Source organism: Brevundimonas mediterranea (assembly GCF_014196125.1).
Classification (GTDB): domain Bacteria; phylum Pseudomonadota; class Alphaproteobacteria; order Caulobacterales; family Caulobacteraceae; genus Brevundimonas; species Brevundimonas mediterranea.
This window is the reverse complement of sequence record NZ_JACIDA010000001.1, coordinates 76,174-90,623: the sequence shown is the minus strand read 5'-3', so window position 1 is coordinate 90,623 and position 14,450 is coordinate 76,174. Positions and strand designations below refer to the sequence as shown.

The following is a 14,450-nucleotide window of genomic DNA, read 5'->3' as shown; positions in this document are numbered from 1 at the left end:
TCAGGCGGGACCGGCAGCCGCGCCGAGGACGCCCAGGATCGCCACGACGGCGCCGACATAGTTGATCCGCGACCGGGTGTAGGACAACACCCGGTCCTTGCCGCGGATCAGCCGTACGGCGAAATAGACGAGGGTATGGACGACGTAGAAGACGATCAGCGGGCCGAAGAGCAGCGAGCCGATCACCCCGCCCCAGTAACCTGCCGAAACCATCTGCGCTGCTGCGCCGCCGTTGAGCAACAGGGCAACGATCAGGGTCAGGGCAAGGGCGATCATCTGGTGCATTACAGGTCCTGAGAGGCGCGGCTGACATCGGACAAACGCGGTCAAGCTTGATTGGCTCCCACCCCCGCGTCGCCCGAGACTGGCCGCGCATCGCCAAACGGTCTAGCTATTCTGCTGACATCGGGGGATGGCTGTGAGCGCGTTCGAATTCTTCTTCAGCTTCTATGGCCTGCTGCTGGGCCTGTCGGTCGCCGAACTGGTCGGCGGGTTCGCGCGGGTGCTGCATGAGAAGCGGCGGATCCGGTTCGGCTGGCTGACGCCGCTGCTGGCCCTGTTCGTAGCCATCGACATCGCCACCTTCTGGAACCAGGCCTGGGTCATCTTCCGGGGCGCGCCGTTCAACACCTTCGTCCTGCTGGTCTCGCTGAGCATCGCAGCGACCTTCTATGTGGCGGCCAGCGTGACCTTTCCGCGCGTGTCGGCCGAGGGCGGCGACGAGCGGATCGACCTCGACGACCACTTCTGGGCCCACCGGCGGCTGGTGTTCGGCTGTGTCTTGGCCGCCAATCTGATCGTGGCGGTGGTGGTGATCATCCTGGCGCAGATGAATGCGGAGTTCGCGCGGTTGGCCGGTTCGCTGCGGCTTTGGGTCGGGGTCGCGATCTTCGTGACCGGGACGGCGACGGGGGCGTTCGCACCGTGGCGCAAGGTCGCCGTGGGCGCCCTGATCGTGGTGCTGCTCTACAGCCTGTGGGGCATGGCCAACTCAGCCGCCCTGCTGGTCAAGGCCGGCGGGTGGGCGCCCGCGCTGGGCGGCGGCGGGTGACAGCTTGTCAGGCCGAGGCAATCGGCTCACGAAAGGCCATGCGATCCACTTCCCTGATTGCGGCCCTTCTTGCCGCCCTAGCCTGTAGCGTGAGCCCCGCCATGTCCCAGACGCTTCCCAACACCACGCCGTGGGACCAAGCCTTCCTGCCGCCGGCGCCCGCCTGGGACGGGGCGTCCAAGGCCTTGTTGCGCGACGCGAGCGATCCGTGGGTCACGGCGTTCGAGGCCGATCCGGCGCATGACTTTTCACCGAACTACGCCGACACCCGCGCCTGGTTCGACCGACTGGACGCCGCCAGCGACCTGATCCGCATCGAACAGTTCGGCGTCTCGCCCGAGGGGCGGCCCATTTATGCGGTGATCGCGTCCAAGGATGGAGGCGCTTTCGATCCGGCCAAGCCGGTGCTGATGATCCAGGCCGGCATCCATCCGGGCGAGATCGACGGCAAGGACGCCGGCATGATGGTGCTGCGCGACATCGCCTTTTACGGCAAGGACGCCCTGCTCGACCGGGTCAATCTGATCCTGATCCCGATCCTGAGCGTGGACGGGCATGAGCGAGCCAGCGCCTATTCCCGGCCGAACCAGCGCGGGCCGCGCATCCAGGGCTGGCGCAATACGGCGACCAACCAGAACCTGAACCGCGACTATCTGAAGCTGGACCAGCCCGAGATGCGGGCGGTGCGGGGCCTGATCCTGAAGTACCGGCCGGACCTTTACGTGGACGTCCACGTCACCGACGGCCTGGATTACCAGTACGACGTCACCTACGGCTTCAACGGCGAGGACGGCACGTTCAGCCGGTCGCCGAACAGCTCGGCCTGGCTGGATACGGTGTTCAAGCCGGCGATGAACGGAGCGCTTGAACGCGAAGGCCATATCCCCGGCGAATTGGTGTTCGGGATCGACGACGACGAGCCGAAGAAGGGGCTGTCGGACGGCGGCCTGGGTGAGCGGTTCTCGAACGGCTGGGGCGCGGCGGCCCATGTGCCGACCATCCTGATCGAGAACCACAGCCTGAAACCGCATGAGCAGCGGGTGCTGGGGACCTATGTCTTCATCGAGGAGGCGATGCGACTGCTGGCCGACCAGGGGGCGGCGCTGAAGGCGGCGACGGCCCAGGACATGGCCCTGCGTCCCGCTGAAATCCCGGCGAACTTCGAAGCGGAAGACGCTCCCTCCTCCATCCGTCCGTTCAAGGGCGTGCTTTACGAGATGTACCACAGCCCGGCCTCGGGTCGCGACGAGGTGCGCTGGCTGGGTCGGCCCGATCCCGAGCTGTGGCAGATGCCCTTCTTTGGGTCCAAGCCGACGCTGACCCTGAACCGCCCGACGGCCTATTGGATTCCCAGCTATCGCACCGACATCATCGAGCGGCTGAAGATCCACGGCGTCGAGATGGAGACGGTGGAGGCGCCGCGCACGGTGAACCTGTCGATGCTGCGCCTGGTCGAGCCGAAACTGGCGACGCGGGCCAACGAAGGTCACGTCCAGGCCTCGGTGAAGACGGTCGAGGTCGAGCGCCGCGACTGGACCTTCCCGACCGGCTCGGTGCGCGTGCCGATCGATCAGCCGCTGGGCGACATCGTCGTGCTGCTGCTGGAGCCGCAGTCCAGCGAGAGCTTCTTCGCCTGGGGCATGTTCCCCGAGGTCATGAGCCGGGTCGAATATATCGAGGCCTATGCCATCGCGCCCCTGGCGGAAAAGATGCTGGCCGCCGACCCGGCGCTGAAGGCCGAGTTCGAGGCCAAGCTGACCGCCGAGCCCGCGTTCGCCGCCGATCCGCAGGCGCGGCTGGCCTGGTTCTATGAGCGGACGCCCTTCTACGACGACCGCTATCTGCTCTATCCCGTCGGCCGCGAGGACTGATCGATGACCACACCCCTGATGTACGCCGTCCAGGCCGCCGCCCTGTGGAGCGGCCTGCTGATCCTGCTGATGCTGGTTCTGTCGGGCATAGTGGTCAGCGGGCGGCGCAAGCACATGGTGTCGTTCGGCGACGGCGGGAACCCCGATCTGGCGGCGGCGACCCGCGCTTTCGGCAACTGCGCCGAGTATGCGGCGCCGGGCATGATCGCCATGCTGTTGCTGGCCGCCGTCGGCGCTCCGGCGTGGATGGTGCATGGAGTGGGGGCGACCCTGCTGGTCGGGCGCGTGGTCCATGCCCTGGGCCTGCTGTTCCAGACGGGGCCGTCGCTGGGCCGTGTCATCGGCATGTTGCTGACCTGGGTGGCGCTGCTGACCGCCGCCGTCGGCCTGATCGCCTTCGCCGTCGTCTGATCCTGTTGCAGCGCAACAGGTTGCGGCGCGGCGGGGCGTCCGCCATATCGGGGCATGACCGACACCCTAGACGCCCCTGTTTCAACCGATCTTTTGAATGACATCGTCCAGGCGGCCCTGAGGGCCGGCGCCGACGCCGCCGAGGCGGTCAGCGCCGATCGTCGGTCCCTGTCGGTCGGGGTGCGCAACGGCAAGCTGGAAGACGTGGAGCGTGAGGAATCGCGCGATCTGGGCCTGCGGGTCTTCGTCGGCCAGCGTCAGGCCTCGGTGTCGGCGTCGGACCTGTCGCCCGAAACCCGCACCCGGCTGGTGGAACGCGCCGTGGCCATGGCGCGCCTGGCGCCGGAAGATCCCCACGCCGGTTTCGCCCCCGAGGATCGGCTGGCGCGCGGCCCCTTCGTCGATCTGGACCTGTTCGATCCCAGCGAACGGACCGCCTTGATTCTGGAACAGGTTTCCGCCGAGGCCGAGACAGTGGCCCTGGCGGTCGAGGGCGTCGCCCGATCCGAGGGCGGTCACGCCTCCTGGTCGTCCAGCCAATGGCGACTGGTCACCTCGCACGGGTTCGACGGCGACTATCGAGGCTCGGCCTTTTCGCTGGGCGTCGGGGTGATCGCCGAAAAGGACGGGGCCATGGAGCGTGGCGGCGAGAGCCGTTCGACCCGGCACCTGTCCGATCTGCCGGGCGCCGAGATCATTGGTCGGAAAGCTGGCGAGCGCGCCGTGGCCCGAACTGGCGCGCGCAAGATCGCCTCGACCACCGCCCCCGTCATCTTCGACAACCGCATGTCGGGCCAGATCGTCTCGCCGGCCATCGGCGCCATTTCGGGGCCGTCGATCGCGCGGGGCACCTCCTTCCTGAAGGACCGGATGGGCCAGAGGGTGTTCGCCGAAGGGGTGACCCTGATCGACGATCCATTCCGGCCGCGCGGCCTGGGATCAACGCCGTTCGACGACGAGGGCGTCGAGGTCGAGCGGCGCGCCCTGTTCGACGACGGCGTCCTGACAACCTGGCTGCTGAACAGCGCGTCGGCCCGCCAACTGGGCCTGCAGTCCACCGGTCACGCCTCGCGCGGTCTGGCCGGACCGCCGGGGGTCGGAACCCACAATCTGCACATGGAGCCGGGCGAGCGCGATCTGGCGGGGCTGATGGCGGACGCCGGTACGGGTCTGCTGGTGACGTCGATGTTTGGGCCGTCGCTCAACGGAAACACCGGCGACTGGTCCGCCGGGGTGTCCGGCTTCTGGTTCGAGAACGGCGAGATCGCCTATCCGGTCAACGAGGTCACAGTGGCCGGCAAGCTGCCCGAGCTTTATCTGCGACTGGAACGGGGCTCGGACCTGGAATTCCGGGGCGGGTTCAATGTGCCCAGCCTGATGTTCGACGCGGTGGCCATAGCGGGCAAATGATCGACCTAGATGCAGATCTGGAACTGATCCGCCAGGCGGCGATCGACGCCGGGGCGCTGGCGGTTGCGGAGCGCGAGGCCGGGCTGAGGATCGAGTCCAAGGTCGGCGGCTCGCCGGTCACAAGCGGCGATCTGGCGGTGGACGCCATGCTGAAGGACCGGCTGCTGGCCGCCCGGCCCGACTATGGCTGGCTGTCGGAAGAGACGGCGGACACGCCCGAACGCTTGTCGAAGCGCCGGATCTTCGTCATCGATCCGGTGGACGGCACGGTGGCCTATATGAAGCGCCAGCCCTGGTGGTGCGTGCCCATCGCGGTCGTCGAGGACGGCCAGGTGGTCGCCGCCGCCATCCATGCGCCCGAGGTTCAGGAAACCTATGCGGCGGCGCGCGGCGGCGGCGCGCAGCGCAATGGGGCCGTGATCCGGGCGTCCGACGCCGAGACCCTGGACGACGCCTCGGTGCTGGGCGATGCGCGGATGATCGAGGGGTCGCATTGGGACGAGCCCTGGCCGGTGCTGCGGTTCGCCAAGCGCAACGCCCTGGCCTACCGGATGGCCCTGGTCGCCGCAGGGGCGTTCGACGCCGCCCTGGCCCTGACGCCCAAATGGGACTGGGACGTGGCCGCGGGCAGCCTGATCGCCGAAGAGGCCGGCGCCCGAGTCACCGACCATCACGGCCGGCCGTGGCGGTTCAACCGACCCGATCCGCGTCAGGCCAGCCTGGTCTGCGCCGCTCCGGCCCTGCACCCGCTGATCGTTCGGCGCTGTAAAAACGTGCCGCTATCGACCTAGGGCTTGGGTTGAAAAACCCTGTCATACATTGATCCTTAGGCGTTCTGGGCCTATGCCCCGGCAAAAGCCCTCCCCAGACTTCAAGGACACCCGATGGTCGATCAATCCTCCGTCCCGCCCCAGCTGCTTCACCTCGTCATCGGCGGCGAACTGCGTCACCTGGGCGAGCCGACGTTCCGCGATCTTTCGCAAATCGAATTCGTCGGCGCCTTCGGCAGCTACGACGAAGCCAAGAAGGCCTGGAAGGCCCGCGCTCAGGCGACGGTCGACAACGCCCACATGCGCTATTTCATCCTGCACGCCCACAAGCTGATCGACCCGCGCGGCGACGCGGCCTGATCCTGCGACATCAGGGAGCCGAACCGGCTCCCTGATCCGACGTTGAAGTCTGGATGCGAGGAAGAACATGAACCTGGAACCGCAACAGATCTTCCAACTGGTCAGCCTGCTGGCGGTGCTGGCCCTCTTCAGCATCTCGCTGCGCGGGCAGATCGGGTATGCGCGCTGGTTCAAGAAGTGGGAGGCCGACCGCAAGGCGCGGCGCGACGCCGAGCTTGAAGCCGAGGCTCGAGAACGCGGGGACCAGCCCCCGAAAGGCCCCTGGGGCTGAGCCGCCGCTCCTTCACGCCCGTGACCCGGACTTGTTCCTAGGGTGACGGATGCAGAGACAGCGTGGCCTACTCCCGCTTCAGCAACTTCTCGGTCAGCAGCGTGCCCCACCAGCCGGCCTTGAACTCGGCGCGGATCGCCCTGGGGTCGTAGTCGGGGCTGTCGATCCAGTCGATGAAACTGATCCCGTGCGGCTCGATCTCGTTGACGTATTTCTCCAGCGTATAGTCCAGCACGCCGGTGAGGCCCTCGCGCGAGTGGAGGTACTTCTTCGACAGCTCCGCCATGGCGACCGAGATCGGTTCGCCCAGATGGAAGTGGCGATAGAAGACGGCCATCATGCCCGCCCGGTCCGCGCCCGACTTGCAGTGGATCAGCACCGGGTATTCGATGGTCGTGAACAGGCGACGCGCGCGGTGAATCCGGTCTGTCTCGGGCGGATCGCGCGAGTCCAGCGGCGCGTCGATCAGGGTCAGGCCCAGGCGTTCGCAGGCTTCCTTCTCCAGCCAGTAATAGCCCTCGTCGCGTTGGCCGCGCAGATTGATGACGGTCTTGACGCCCTTCTTCTTCCAATAGGCCAACTGGCGCGGCGACGGCTGGTTGGTGCGCACTAGGTCAGGGCCCAGCCAGTGGGCGTTGGAAAACGCAAGGCGCAGGAAGGCGTGGTCCGCCCAGAAATAATGCCAATGCGCCCGGAAACGGCCCATCGCGGTCGAAAGATCAAAGCGCGCCATGGCCGCCAGATAGCGTCCCGAATCGACCACGTCATCCGAACTCGGTGTTCGCGCGTTGGATTGTTCGCCGAAAACAGGAGGCATTCATGAAGACCATCGCCGTAACCGCAGCGTTAGCTTTGGGCCTTTGGGCCAGTCTCGCCAACGCGCAGACACCTCCCCCGGAGGATCCGGCCTTGACCGCTTATCTGCGTGACAAGGCGCAGGGGGCGATGGGCGCCACCCAATATACGGCCGCGATCACGCCGGATGGTGAGACGACCCTGGTCTATCTGACCGGACCGAACTGGTGCGGTTCGGGCGGATGCCAGCTGTTGGTGCTGAGCCGCGAGGGCGACGCCTATGTGTCGATCGGCGAAATCAGCGTGGCGCGGGCCCCCATCCGCCTGCTGGAGCAGCAAACCCATGGCCGCCGTGACCTGGGCGTCTATGTCGCCGGGGGCGGCGTCACCGAGGGGTACGAGGCCGCCGTGCCCTTCGATGGCCGTCGCTATGCGTCAAATCCAACCGTGCCCCCGGCCGTCAGGGTCGAGGACGTGCCGGGGGAAACCCTGATCCGTGCGGACGAACAGGGGCGCCTGCTGGAACCGGCGCCTGACAAGCCTTGACTTGAACGACGGCTCGGACGACCGAAGGCCGATGACCGCGCCCGCTTCCGAGACCATGCCCCTGCGCGCCCTGCTGGCGCGGATCTGGCGCGATTACCTGTCCCGGCACAAGGGATCGCTGATCCTGTCGGTCCTTTGCGCGGCGATGACGGGCCTGCTGACAGCGGCCCTGCTGAAGTTGCTGGAGCCGGCGGTGAACGGCCTGTTCCTGGGCGGGACCGAGCCGATCAGTCTGTTCGGGGTGATCAGCTTTCCGGCCGACAAGGCCGTGATCTGGATCCCGGCCGCCATTCTCGCGGTGGCGGTGATGCGGACCCTGGCGGCGCTAGGTCAGGCGGCCCTGGTCAACCGGCTGGGCCACACCATTGTGGGCGACATCCAGATTCGCCTGTTCGGGGCCATGATCCGGGCCGACCTGGCCCGGCTGCGCAGCCAGCATTCGGGCGGCTTCGTCTCGTCCGTGCTGTTCGACGCCAATATGGTGCGCGAGGCCTTCACCTCGGGCGTGGTAAACTACACCCAGAACCTGCTGACCCTGATCGCAGTGCTGATCTACATGGGGTTCATCGACTGGCAGCTGACCATGGTGGTGCTGCTGGGGGTGCCGTTGGTGGCGCTGGTGCTGCGCCGGTTCGGGCGCAGGACGCGCAAGGCGGCGCAGGGCGCTATGGCCGAGACCGAGAACCTGTCTACCGCCCTGATGGAGAATCTGGACGGGGTTCGCCTGATCAAGATCGAAAACCGCGAGGCGGCTGAGCAGGACCGCGTCGCCGAGGTGGTGGCGCGTCGCCAGCGCCACGTCATCAAGGGCGCCAACGCCCGCGCCTTCGCGGGACCGTCCAGCGATCTGGTGGCCTATATCGTGGTGGCGGCTGTGATGGCCTACGCCGGATGGCGGGCGCAATCGGGCGAGATGACGGTGGGGGGTTTCGCTGCCTTCATCGGCATGTTGCTGGCCGCCGGCCAGGCCCTGCGCCAGGTGACCAATCTGGCGACGGTGATGGCGGAGGGTTTCACGGCTGCACGCCGCCTGTTCGGCGCCCTGGACATCGAGGCCGAGATCCGCGAGGCGCCGGACGCCGCGCCCCTGGCTCCCGGTCCGGTCGAGGTGGTGCTGGACCAGGTGTCCTTCGCCTACGCCCCCGGCGGGGCGCCGACGCTGGATCAGGTGTCGCTGCGGGTCGCGCCGGGCGAGACCGTGGCCCTGGTCGGGCCGTCCGGCGGGGGCAAGAGCACAATCCTGAGCCTGTTGCCGCGCTTCTATGACGTGACGGGCGGGGCCGTGACGATCAACGGCCGCGACGTGCGCACACTGCGGATCAGCGACCTGCGCGATCATATCGCCCTGGTGACGCAGGAGCCCTTCCTGTTCGACGACACCATCGCCGCCAATATCGCCTATGGGCGGCCGGGCGCCACGCAAGCCCAGATCGAGGAGGCCGCGCGTTCGGCCGCCGCCCATGACTTCATCACCGCCCTGCCCGAAGGTTACGAGACCCGCGCCGGCGAGGCGGGCCTGCGTCTGTCCGGCGGCCAGCGCCAGCGGATCGCCATCGCCCGCGCCTTCCTGAAGGACGCGCCGATCCTGTTGCTGGACGAGGCGACAAGCGCCCTGGACACCGAAAGCGAGGCCCTAGTCCAGGCGGCGCTGGACCGGTTGATGGAAGGGCGCGCCACCCTGATGATCGCCCATCGCCTGTCGACCGTCCGCAACGCCGACCGCATCTATGTGATCGAGGCCGGGCGTGTGGTCGAGGAAGGGCCGCACGTCGTCCTGGTGGCACGCGGAGGCCTCTATTCCCGCCTGGCCCGTCAGCAGTCTCTGGACGGGACGCCATCCACGGTCGAGACCGTCGCGTGAGGCCCCTTCGCAATCCCTTCATCCAGTCCGCCTTGGCTTGGTTGCTGGCGCAGTGGATGCAGTTCTGTTTCGCCACCATTCGCTGGACGCACGAGAACCAGGCGGTCGCCGAACAGGTCTGGGCTCAGGGCGGCGGCGTCCTGTGCGTCTTCTGGCATTCGCGCATCGGCCTGGCCCCGGCGTCGTGGCCGCTGGAACGGGCGCAGCCGGCGAAGGGGCTGATTTCGCTGTCGGCCGACGGCGAGTTCATCGCGAAGGCCGTGGCGCTTCAGGGCTTTCCCGCCGTGCGGGGTTCGTCGGCCAACAAGGACAAGATTGATCGCGCCAAAGGCGGGTCGCTGGCCCTGCGCGACGGGCTGAAACAGCTGAAGATCGGCGCCCTGGCGCTGACGCCCGACGGCCCGCGCGGTCCCGCCAATACGATGGCCGAGGGCTTGCCCCTGATGGCGAAACTGTCGAAGGCGCCGGCCCTGTTCATCGGCCTGTCGTGCAATCCAGCGATCCGCCTGAACAGTTGGGACCGCGCCGTCCTGCCCCTGCCCTTCGGCAAGGGGGCGATCGTCTGGGACCGCGCTGACTTCCCCGAGGGCGCCGACATGGCCGCCGTCGTCGCCGACTGGACCGCCCGCATGAACGCGGTTGAGGCGCGGGCCGACGCGATCACGGGGCTGAAGCCGTGACGCCCCTGCCTCTGCTGGCCTATCGACTGCTGACCCGCGTGCTGGAGCCGCTCGCCCCGCGCCTGCTGGACGCCCGCGCGCACAGGGGCAAGGAAGACCCCGCGCGCGTCGACGAACGGCTGGGCTTCACCCGCGCCGAACGCCCCGAAGGCGATCTGGTCTGGCTGCACGGCGTGAGCGTGGGCGAAACCCTGTCCCTGCTGCCCCTGGTCGAGCGGTTCGTGAAGACCCGGCCGGATCTGACTGTGCTGGTGACATCGGGCACTGTGACCTCCGCCCGGATTCTGGCCGAACGGTTGCCCAAGGGCGTCGTCCACCAGTATGCGCCGGTCGACGGGCCCGGCGTCGTGGCGCGGTTTCTGGATCATTGGCGGCCTAGCCTGGCGATCTTCGTTGAAAGCGAACTGTGGCCGAACATGCTGCTGGAGGCGCATCGGCGCGGCGTCAAGCTGGCGCTGGTCAGCGCACGGATCACCGAAAAGACCGTCGATGGCTGGGCGCGGTTTCCGGCCTCGGCTCGGGCGCTGACCGGGGTCTTCGACCTGGTCCTGCCCCAGGATCAGGCGTCGGGTGAGCGATTGGAGCGCCTGGGCGCGCGAATCGACGGCCTGGTCAATCTGAAGCTGGCGGGCGACGCCCTGCCCCATGACGCCGCCGCCTTCAGTCGCCTGAGCGCCGCCATCGGGGACCGGCCGGTGGTCGTCGCCGCCAGCACCCACGAGGGCGAGGAAATCGCCATTGTCCGCGCCCTGGATCAGCTGGCGGACCGCGCCTGCCTGATCCTGGCGCCGCGCCATCCGGAACGGGGACCGCATATCGCCACAGCCCTGCAGCGCGAGGGCGTCGCCTTCGCCATGCGGTCGCGCGGCGAGACCATCGGTCGAGACACCGACGTCTATCTGGCCGACACCCTGAACGAGATGGGGCTGTTCCTGCGTCTGGCCGATGTGGTGGTGATGGGCGGCTCCTTCGCTCCGGCCTTGGGCCTGCCGGCGGTGGGCGGGCACAATCCGCTGGAGCCGGCGCGGCTGGCGCGGCCGACCATCACCGGACCCGACGCCTCCAACTGGGCCACCGTGACCTCGGCCCTGGCCCAGGCGGGGGGTCTGATCCTGGTCCAGGCGCCCTGGGACCTGCCCGGCGCGGTCGAGCCCCTGCTGGCCGATCCTGCGGCGGCCAAGGCCATGGGCGAGCGCGCGCGTCGCGCCGCCGCCGAAGCGGGCGGCGGACTGGACCGGTTGTGGGCCTTCCTGTCGCCGCTGACGCCGAAGACGGGGACCAGGACGGGTTCGGGCCGATGAAGCTGAACACCCCCCGCTGGTGGTATGTCCGCGACCGCAGCCACGCCCGGCTGACCCGCACCCTGCTGAAGCCCCTGGGCTGGATCTGGGCCGGGGTCACGGCGCGGCGGATCGCGCGGGCGGTCCCGGTCGATCCGGGCTGTGCGGTGATTTCTGTCGGCAATCTGACGGTGGGCGGATCGGGCAAGACGCCGGTGGCGCGCGAGGTGTTGCGACTGCTGCGGGCGGCGGGCGTAGAGGCGCAGGCCCTGTCGCGCGGCTATGGCGGGCGGCTGGAGGGGCCGGTGCGCGTCGATCTGAAGGTCCATACCGCCGAGGACGTCGGCGACGAGCCCCTGATGCTGGCGCAGGCTTCGCCCGCCTGGATCGCGCGGGATCGGGTCGCGGGCGGGCGGGCGGCGGCGGCCGAGGGCGCGCAGGTGCTGGTGCTGGACGACGGCCATCAGAACCCGGCCTTGAAGAAGACCGTCAGCCTGATCGTCGTGGACGGCGAGACGCGCGAGGACGAATGGCCGTTCGGCGACGGCTCGGTGTTTCCATCGGGTCCGATGCGCGAACCCCTGGCGGCGGGACTGGCGCGCGCCGACGCCGTGGTGGTGATGCTGCCCACCGATGTCGAGACGGCCGATCCCGAACTGGTCGCGGCCTTCGGCGCCCTGCCCGTTTTCCTGTGCCGCCTGATGCCCGAAGGTCCGCCGCCGGCCGGGCCGCAAGTCGGCTTCGCCGGCATCGCCAAGCCCTGGAAGGTCGAGCGGTCGCTGAAGGCGGCGGGTTGCGACCTGGCGGACTTCGTCCCCTTCCCGGACCATGCGGCCTATAAACCCGAGGACATGGCCTTCCTGCGGGAGCGGGCGGCGGTGTTCCAGGCCGGTCTGGTCACAACGGAAAAGGACTGGGTCCGGCTGACGCCCGACCAGCGGGCCGATGTGACGGCCTGGCCAGTGGTCGCCCGCTTCGAGGATCAGGCGGGGTTCGCCGCCTTCCTGAACGCGCGGCTTCAGTCGGCGCGATAGACCGCGCCGCCCTTCATCACGAACTTCATCCGCTCCAGTTCGGTCACGTCCGTCAGCGGATCGCCCGACACCGCGACGATGTCGGCCGGCATGCCGGGCGCGATCTTTCCGGCCTCGCTGGAAATCCGCAGATGTTCGGCGGCCCCGACGGTGGCCGCCTGGATCGCCTCCAGGGGCGTCAGGCCGGCGCGGACCAGAAGCGCGAACTCCTGGGCATTGTCGCCGTGGGCGGAGACGCCGCTGTCGGTGCCGAAGGCGATCTTGACCCCGCCGTCATGGGCGCGGCGCGCCATGTCCAGCATCTTGGGCCCCGCCTCCAGCGCCTTGGCCGTCTGGGCCGGGGTGAAGAAATTGTTGGGGCCCGAGGCGATGCGGGCGACGAAATCTCCGGCCAGCAGGGTCGGCACCAGCCAGGCCCCGTTGGTCTTGAACAGGCGGATCGACTGGTCGTCCAGATAGGTGCCGTGTTCGATGGAGTCGCCGCCCGCGCGCAGGAAGGCGTTGATCCCGTCCACGCCGTGGGCATGGGCCGTGACCTGGCGGCCCATGCGGTGGGCGCTGTCGACGATGGCGGTCAGTTCGGGGTCGCTGAACTGCTGGCCCAGACCGGCGGCGGTGTTGGACAGGACCCCGCCGGTGGCCGTGATCTTGATGATGTCGGCGCCGGCCCGGACCTGGGTGCGGACGGCGCGCATACAGTCCTCGGGTCCCGAACAGATGCTCTCGGACGACAGCAAATGCATGACATCGTCGCGATAACCGTTGATGTCGCCATGGCCGCCGTGGATGGAGACCGACGATCCCGACGCGATGATGCGCGGTCCCGGCACGTCGCCGTTCCGCACTGCGTTTCTCAGGGCGAAGATCGCCTGATTGCCGGCGCCCAGGTCTGCGACGGTGGTGAAGCCCGCCATCAGGGTGCGGCGGGCGTAGCGGGCGCCGACCATGGCCTGATCCGCGTCGGATAGGGTGACCTCTTCCAGACGGGAATTGGGGTTCTGCTGGCCCGTCAGATGGACGTGGCTGTCGATCAGTCCCGGCAGGACGAACGCGGTCCGCAGGTCGATGACCTGCCCTTGCGCCGGGTCGCCGACGAAGCCGTCACGCACCTCGACGACCTGGTTCCCTCTGATCACGAGAGTTTTACCGCGCTGCACAACGCCGTTCGACGGGTCGGCCAGCAATCGCCCGGCCTCGACGAACATCGTCGTCGGCTCTGGAGAAACCCCAACCCCTACGGGGCTTTGCTGCGCCGTCGCGCCCGTGACCAAGGTCGCCCATGCCGCCGCCGCCAGACCGAAACGCTTCATCGATTCCTCCCCAGAACAAGTGCGCCGCAAAATGGCCCCACAAGGCACAGGTTGCTTCGCCCGTAACCATTTGAAACAAACACGCCTGAAGACCAACCGCAACGAGGGCGTCGCATGCGGCTATCGAGACGAGGGCTTATTCTGGGCGGATCGGCCATGTTGGCGGGTTGCGCCAGCGCGAGCGCCAAGGCCCCGCTCACCACCGCCGCGACAGTCGCGCCGGTCGTCCCCCCTGCGGCCCCGATCCAGACCGTAAGCGTGACGCCTCCGCCGCTGGATCCGCGCGGTCATGTCCGCAAGGAACTGATGGAACGCGCCATGACGGCGCTGGACGTTCACCACCACAAGATCCCGCTTCGCGACCGCATGTATCTGGTCGATTTCCAGAAATTCTCGGGCGAAGAGCGGCTGTACGAGGTCGATCTGGTCGCCGGCGAGGTCAAGGTTCTGCGCACCTGCCACGGTCGCGGTTCCGATCCCAGCCACTCTGGTTACGCCCAGCGCTTCTCCAATACGCCGGATTCCAACATGTCCTCGGTCGGCGCCTACGCCACGGCCGGCGCCAGCTGGGGATCGCAACAAGGACCGAACGTCCTGCTGGACGGACTGGAATATTCCAACGACCGGGCGCGCGAGCGGGCCATCATCATCCACGGGGCCGACTACGCCGACCCGGACTTCCTGGCGCGCGAAGGCAAGCTGGGGCGCAGCTACGGCTGTTTCTCGGTCGCCCACACCGATCTTCCCGAACTGCGCGAGCGCATGGGCGAAGGCCGGCTGCTGTTCGCCTGGGCGTAAGG

At 68.2% G+C, this 14,450-nt stretch carries 16 protein-coding genes; 13 read left to right on the top strand and 3 right to left on the bottom strand.

Features of this window, described 5'->3' with window-relative positions:
* Positions 1-285: a hypothetical protein gene (locus tag GGR11_RS00435; RefSeq protein WP_183194837.1), complete on the bottom strand. Its 285-nt coding sequence runs from the start codon at positions 283-285 to the stop codon at positions 1-3.
* 133 nt (positions 286-418) lie between these two features.
* Here GGR11_RS00435 and GGR11_RS00430 point away from each other — a divergent pair, with 133 nt between their 5' ends.
* The 7 genes from GGR11_RS00430 (at position 419) to GGR11_RS00400 (ending at position 6,144) form a co-directional block, all read left to right on the top strand.
* Positions 419-1,051 carry a hypothetical protein gene (locus tag GGR11_RS00430; RefSeq protein WP_183194836.1) on the top strand — a complete coding sequence of 211 codons (633 nt, stop codon included), beginning with the start codon at positions 419-421 and terminating at the stop codon, positions 1,049-1,051.
* Positions 1,052-1,089: 38 nt separating this feature from the next.
* Complete coding sequence (locus GGR11_RS00425) at positions 1,090-2,922, top strand: M14 family metallopeptidase (RefSeq protein ID WP_183194835.1); 1,833 nt, start codon at positions 1,090-1,092, stop codon at positions 2,920-2,922.
* 3 nt (positions 2,923-2,925) lie between these two features.
* Positions 2,926-3,333 carry an MAPEG family protein gene (locus GGR11_RS00420; RefSeq protein ID WP_183194834.1) on the top strand — a complete coding sequence of 136 codons (408 nt, stop codon included), beginning with the start codon at positions 2,926-2,928 and terminating at the stop codon, positions 3,331-3,333.
* A gap of 54 nt (positions 3,334-3,387) precedes the next feature.
* Complete coding sequence (locus tag GGR11_RS00415) at positions 3,388-4,743, top strand: TldD/PmbA family protein (RefSeq protein WP_183194833.1); 1,356 nt, start codon at positions 3,388-3,390, stop codon at positions 4,741-4,743.
* A complete protein-coding gene (locus GGR11_RS00410; RefSeq protein WP_183194832.1) occupies positions 4,740-5,534 on the top strand; it encodes a 3'(2'),5'-bisphosphate nucleotidase CysQ in 795 nt (264 codons plus the stop codon). The genes GGR11_RS00415 and GGR11_RS00410 overlap by 4 nt, the downstream gene beginning before the upstream one ends.
* A 93-nt stretch (positions 5,535-5,627) precedes the next feature.
* Positions 5,628-5,873 (top strand): DUF4170 domain-containing protein, encoded by a 246-nt coding sequence (locus GGR11_RS00405; protein ID WP_008262601.1) that lies wholly within the window; start codon positions 5,628-5,630, stop codon positions 5,871-5,873.
* 67 nt (positions 5,874-5,940) lie between these two features.
* The gene (locus GGR11_RS00400; RefSeq protein ID WP_183194831.1) at positions 5,941-6,144 is read left to right on the top strand and encodes a hypothetical protein; all 204 of its coding nucleotides are present in this window, start codon (positions 5,941-5,943) and stop codon (positions 6,142-6,144) included.
* 67 nt (positions 6,145-6,211) lie between these two features.
* On the opposite strand, the gene GGR11_RS00395 is transcribed toward GGR11_RS00400, so the two are convergent.
* Positions 6,212-6,877, bottom strand: coding sequence for a protein tyrosine phosphatase family protein (locus tag GGR11_RS00395; protein WP_183196326.1), 666 nt, complete (start codon positions 6,875-6,877; stop codon positions 6,212-6,214).
* A gap of 176 nt (positions 6,878-7,053) precedes the next feature.
* Here GGR11_RS00395 and GGR11_RS00390 point away from each other — a divergent pair, with 176 nt between their 5' ends.
* Genes GGR11_RS00390 through lpxK form a run of 5 tightly spaced genes read left to right on the top strand, consistent with a single transcriptional unit; the run spans position 7,054 to position 12,340 of the window.
* Positions 7,054-7,485, top strand: a complete 432-nt coding sequence (locus GGR11_RS00390) for a hypothetical protein (protein ID WP_183194830.1) — start codon at positions 7,054-7,056, stop codon at positions 7,483-7,485.
* A gap of 31 nt (positions 7,486-7,516) precedes the next feature.
* Complete coding sequence (locus GGR11_RS00385) at positions 7,517-9,346, top strand: ABC transporter ATP-binding protein (protein ID WP_183194829.1); 1,830 nt, start codon at positions 7,517-7,519, stop codon at positions 9,344-9,346.
* Positions 9,343-10,026 (top strand): DUF374 domain-containing protein, encoded by a 684-nt coding sequence (locus GGR11_RS00380; RefSeq protein ID WP_183194828.1) that lies wholly within the window; start codon positions 9,343-9,345, stop codon positions 10,024-10,026. Before GGR11_RS00385 ends, GGR11_RS00380 begins: the two co-directional genes overlap by 4 nt.
* Positions 10,023-11,327, top strand: coding sequence for a glycosyltransferase N-terminal domain-containing protein (locus GGR11_RS00375; RefSeq protein ID WP_183194827.1), 1,305 nt, complete (start codon positions 10,023-10,025; stop codon positions 11,325-11,327). Before GGR11_RS00380 ends, GGR11_RS00375 begins: the two co-directional genes overlap by 4 nt.
* The gene (gene lpxK, locus GGR11_RS00370) at positions 11,324-12,340 is read left to right on the top strand and encodes a tetraacyldisaccharide 4'-kinase (RefSeq protein ID WP_183194826.1); all 1,017 of its coding nucleotides are present in this window, start codon (positions 11,324-11,326) and stop codon (positions 12,338-12,340) included. The genes GGR11_RS00375 and lpxK overlap by 4 nt, the downstream gene beginning before the upstream one ends.
* Here the strand turns inward: lpxK and GGR11_RS00365 are convergent.
* The gene (locus tag GGR11_RS00365; protein ID WP_183194825.1) at positions 12,325-13,650 is read right to left on the bottom strand and encodes a metal-dependent hydrolase family protein; all 1,326 of its coding nucleotides are present in this window, start codon (positions 13,648-13,650) and stop codon (positions 12,325-12,327) included. The two genes, lpxK and GGR11_RS00365, sit on opposite strands and share 16 nt — an antisense overlap.
* Before the next feature lie 114 nt (positions 13,651-13,764).
* Between GGR11_RS00365 and GGR11_RS00360 the strand changes: the two genes are divergently transcribed.
* Entirely contained in the window at positions 13,765-14,448 is a 684-nt protein-coding gene (locus tag GGR11_RS00360; protein WP_183194824.1) for a murein L,D-transpeptidase catalytic domain family protein, read from the top strand.
* Positions 14,449-14,450: the final 2 nt, after the last annotated feature.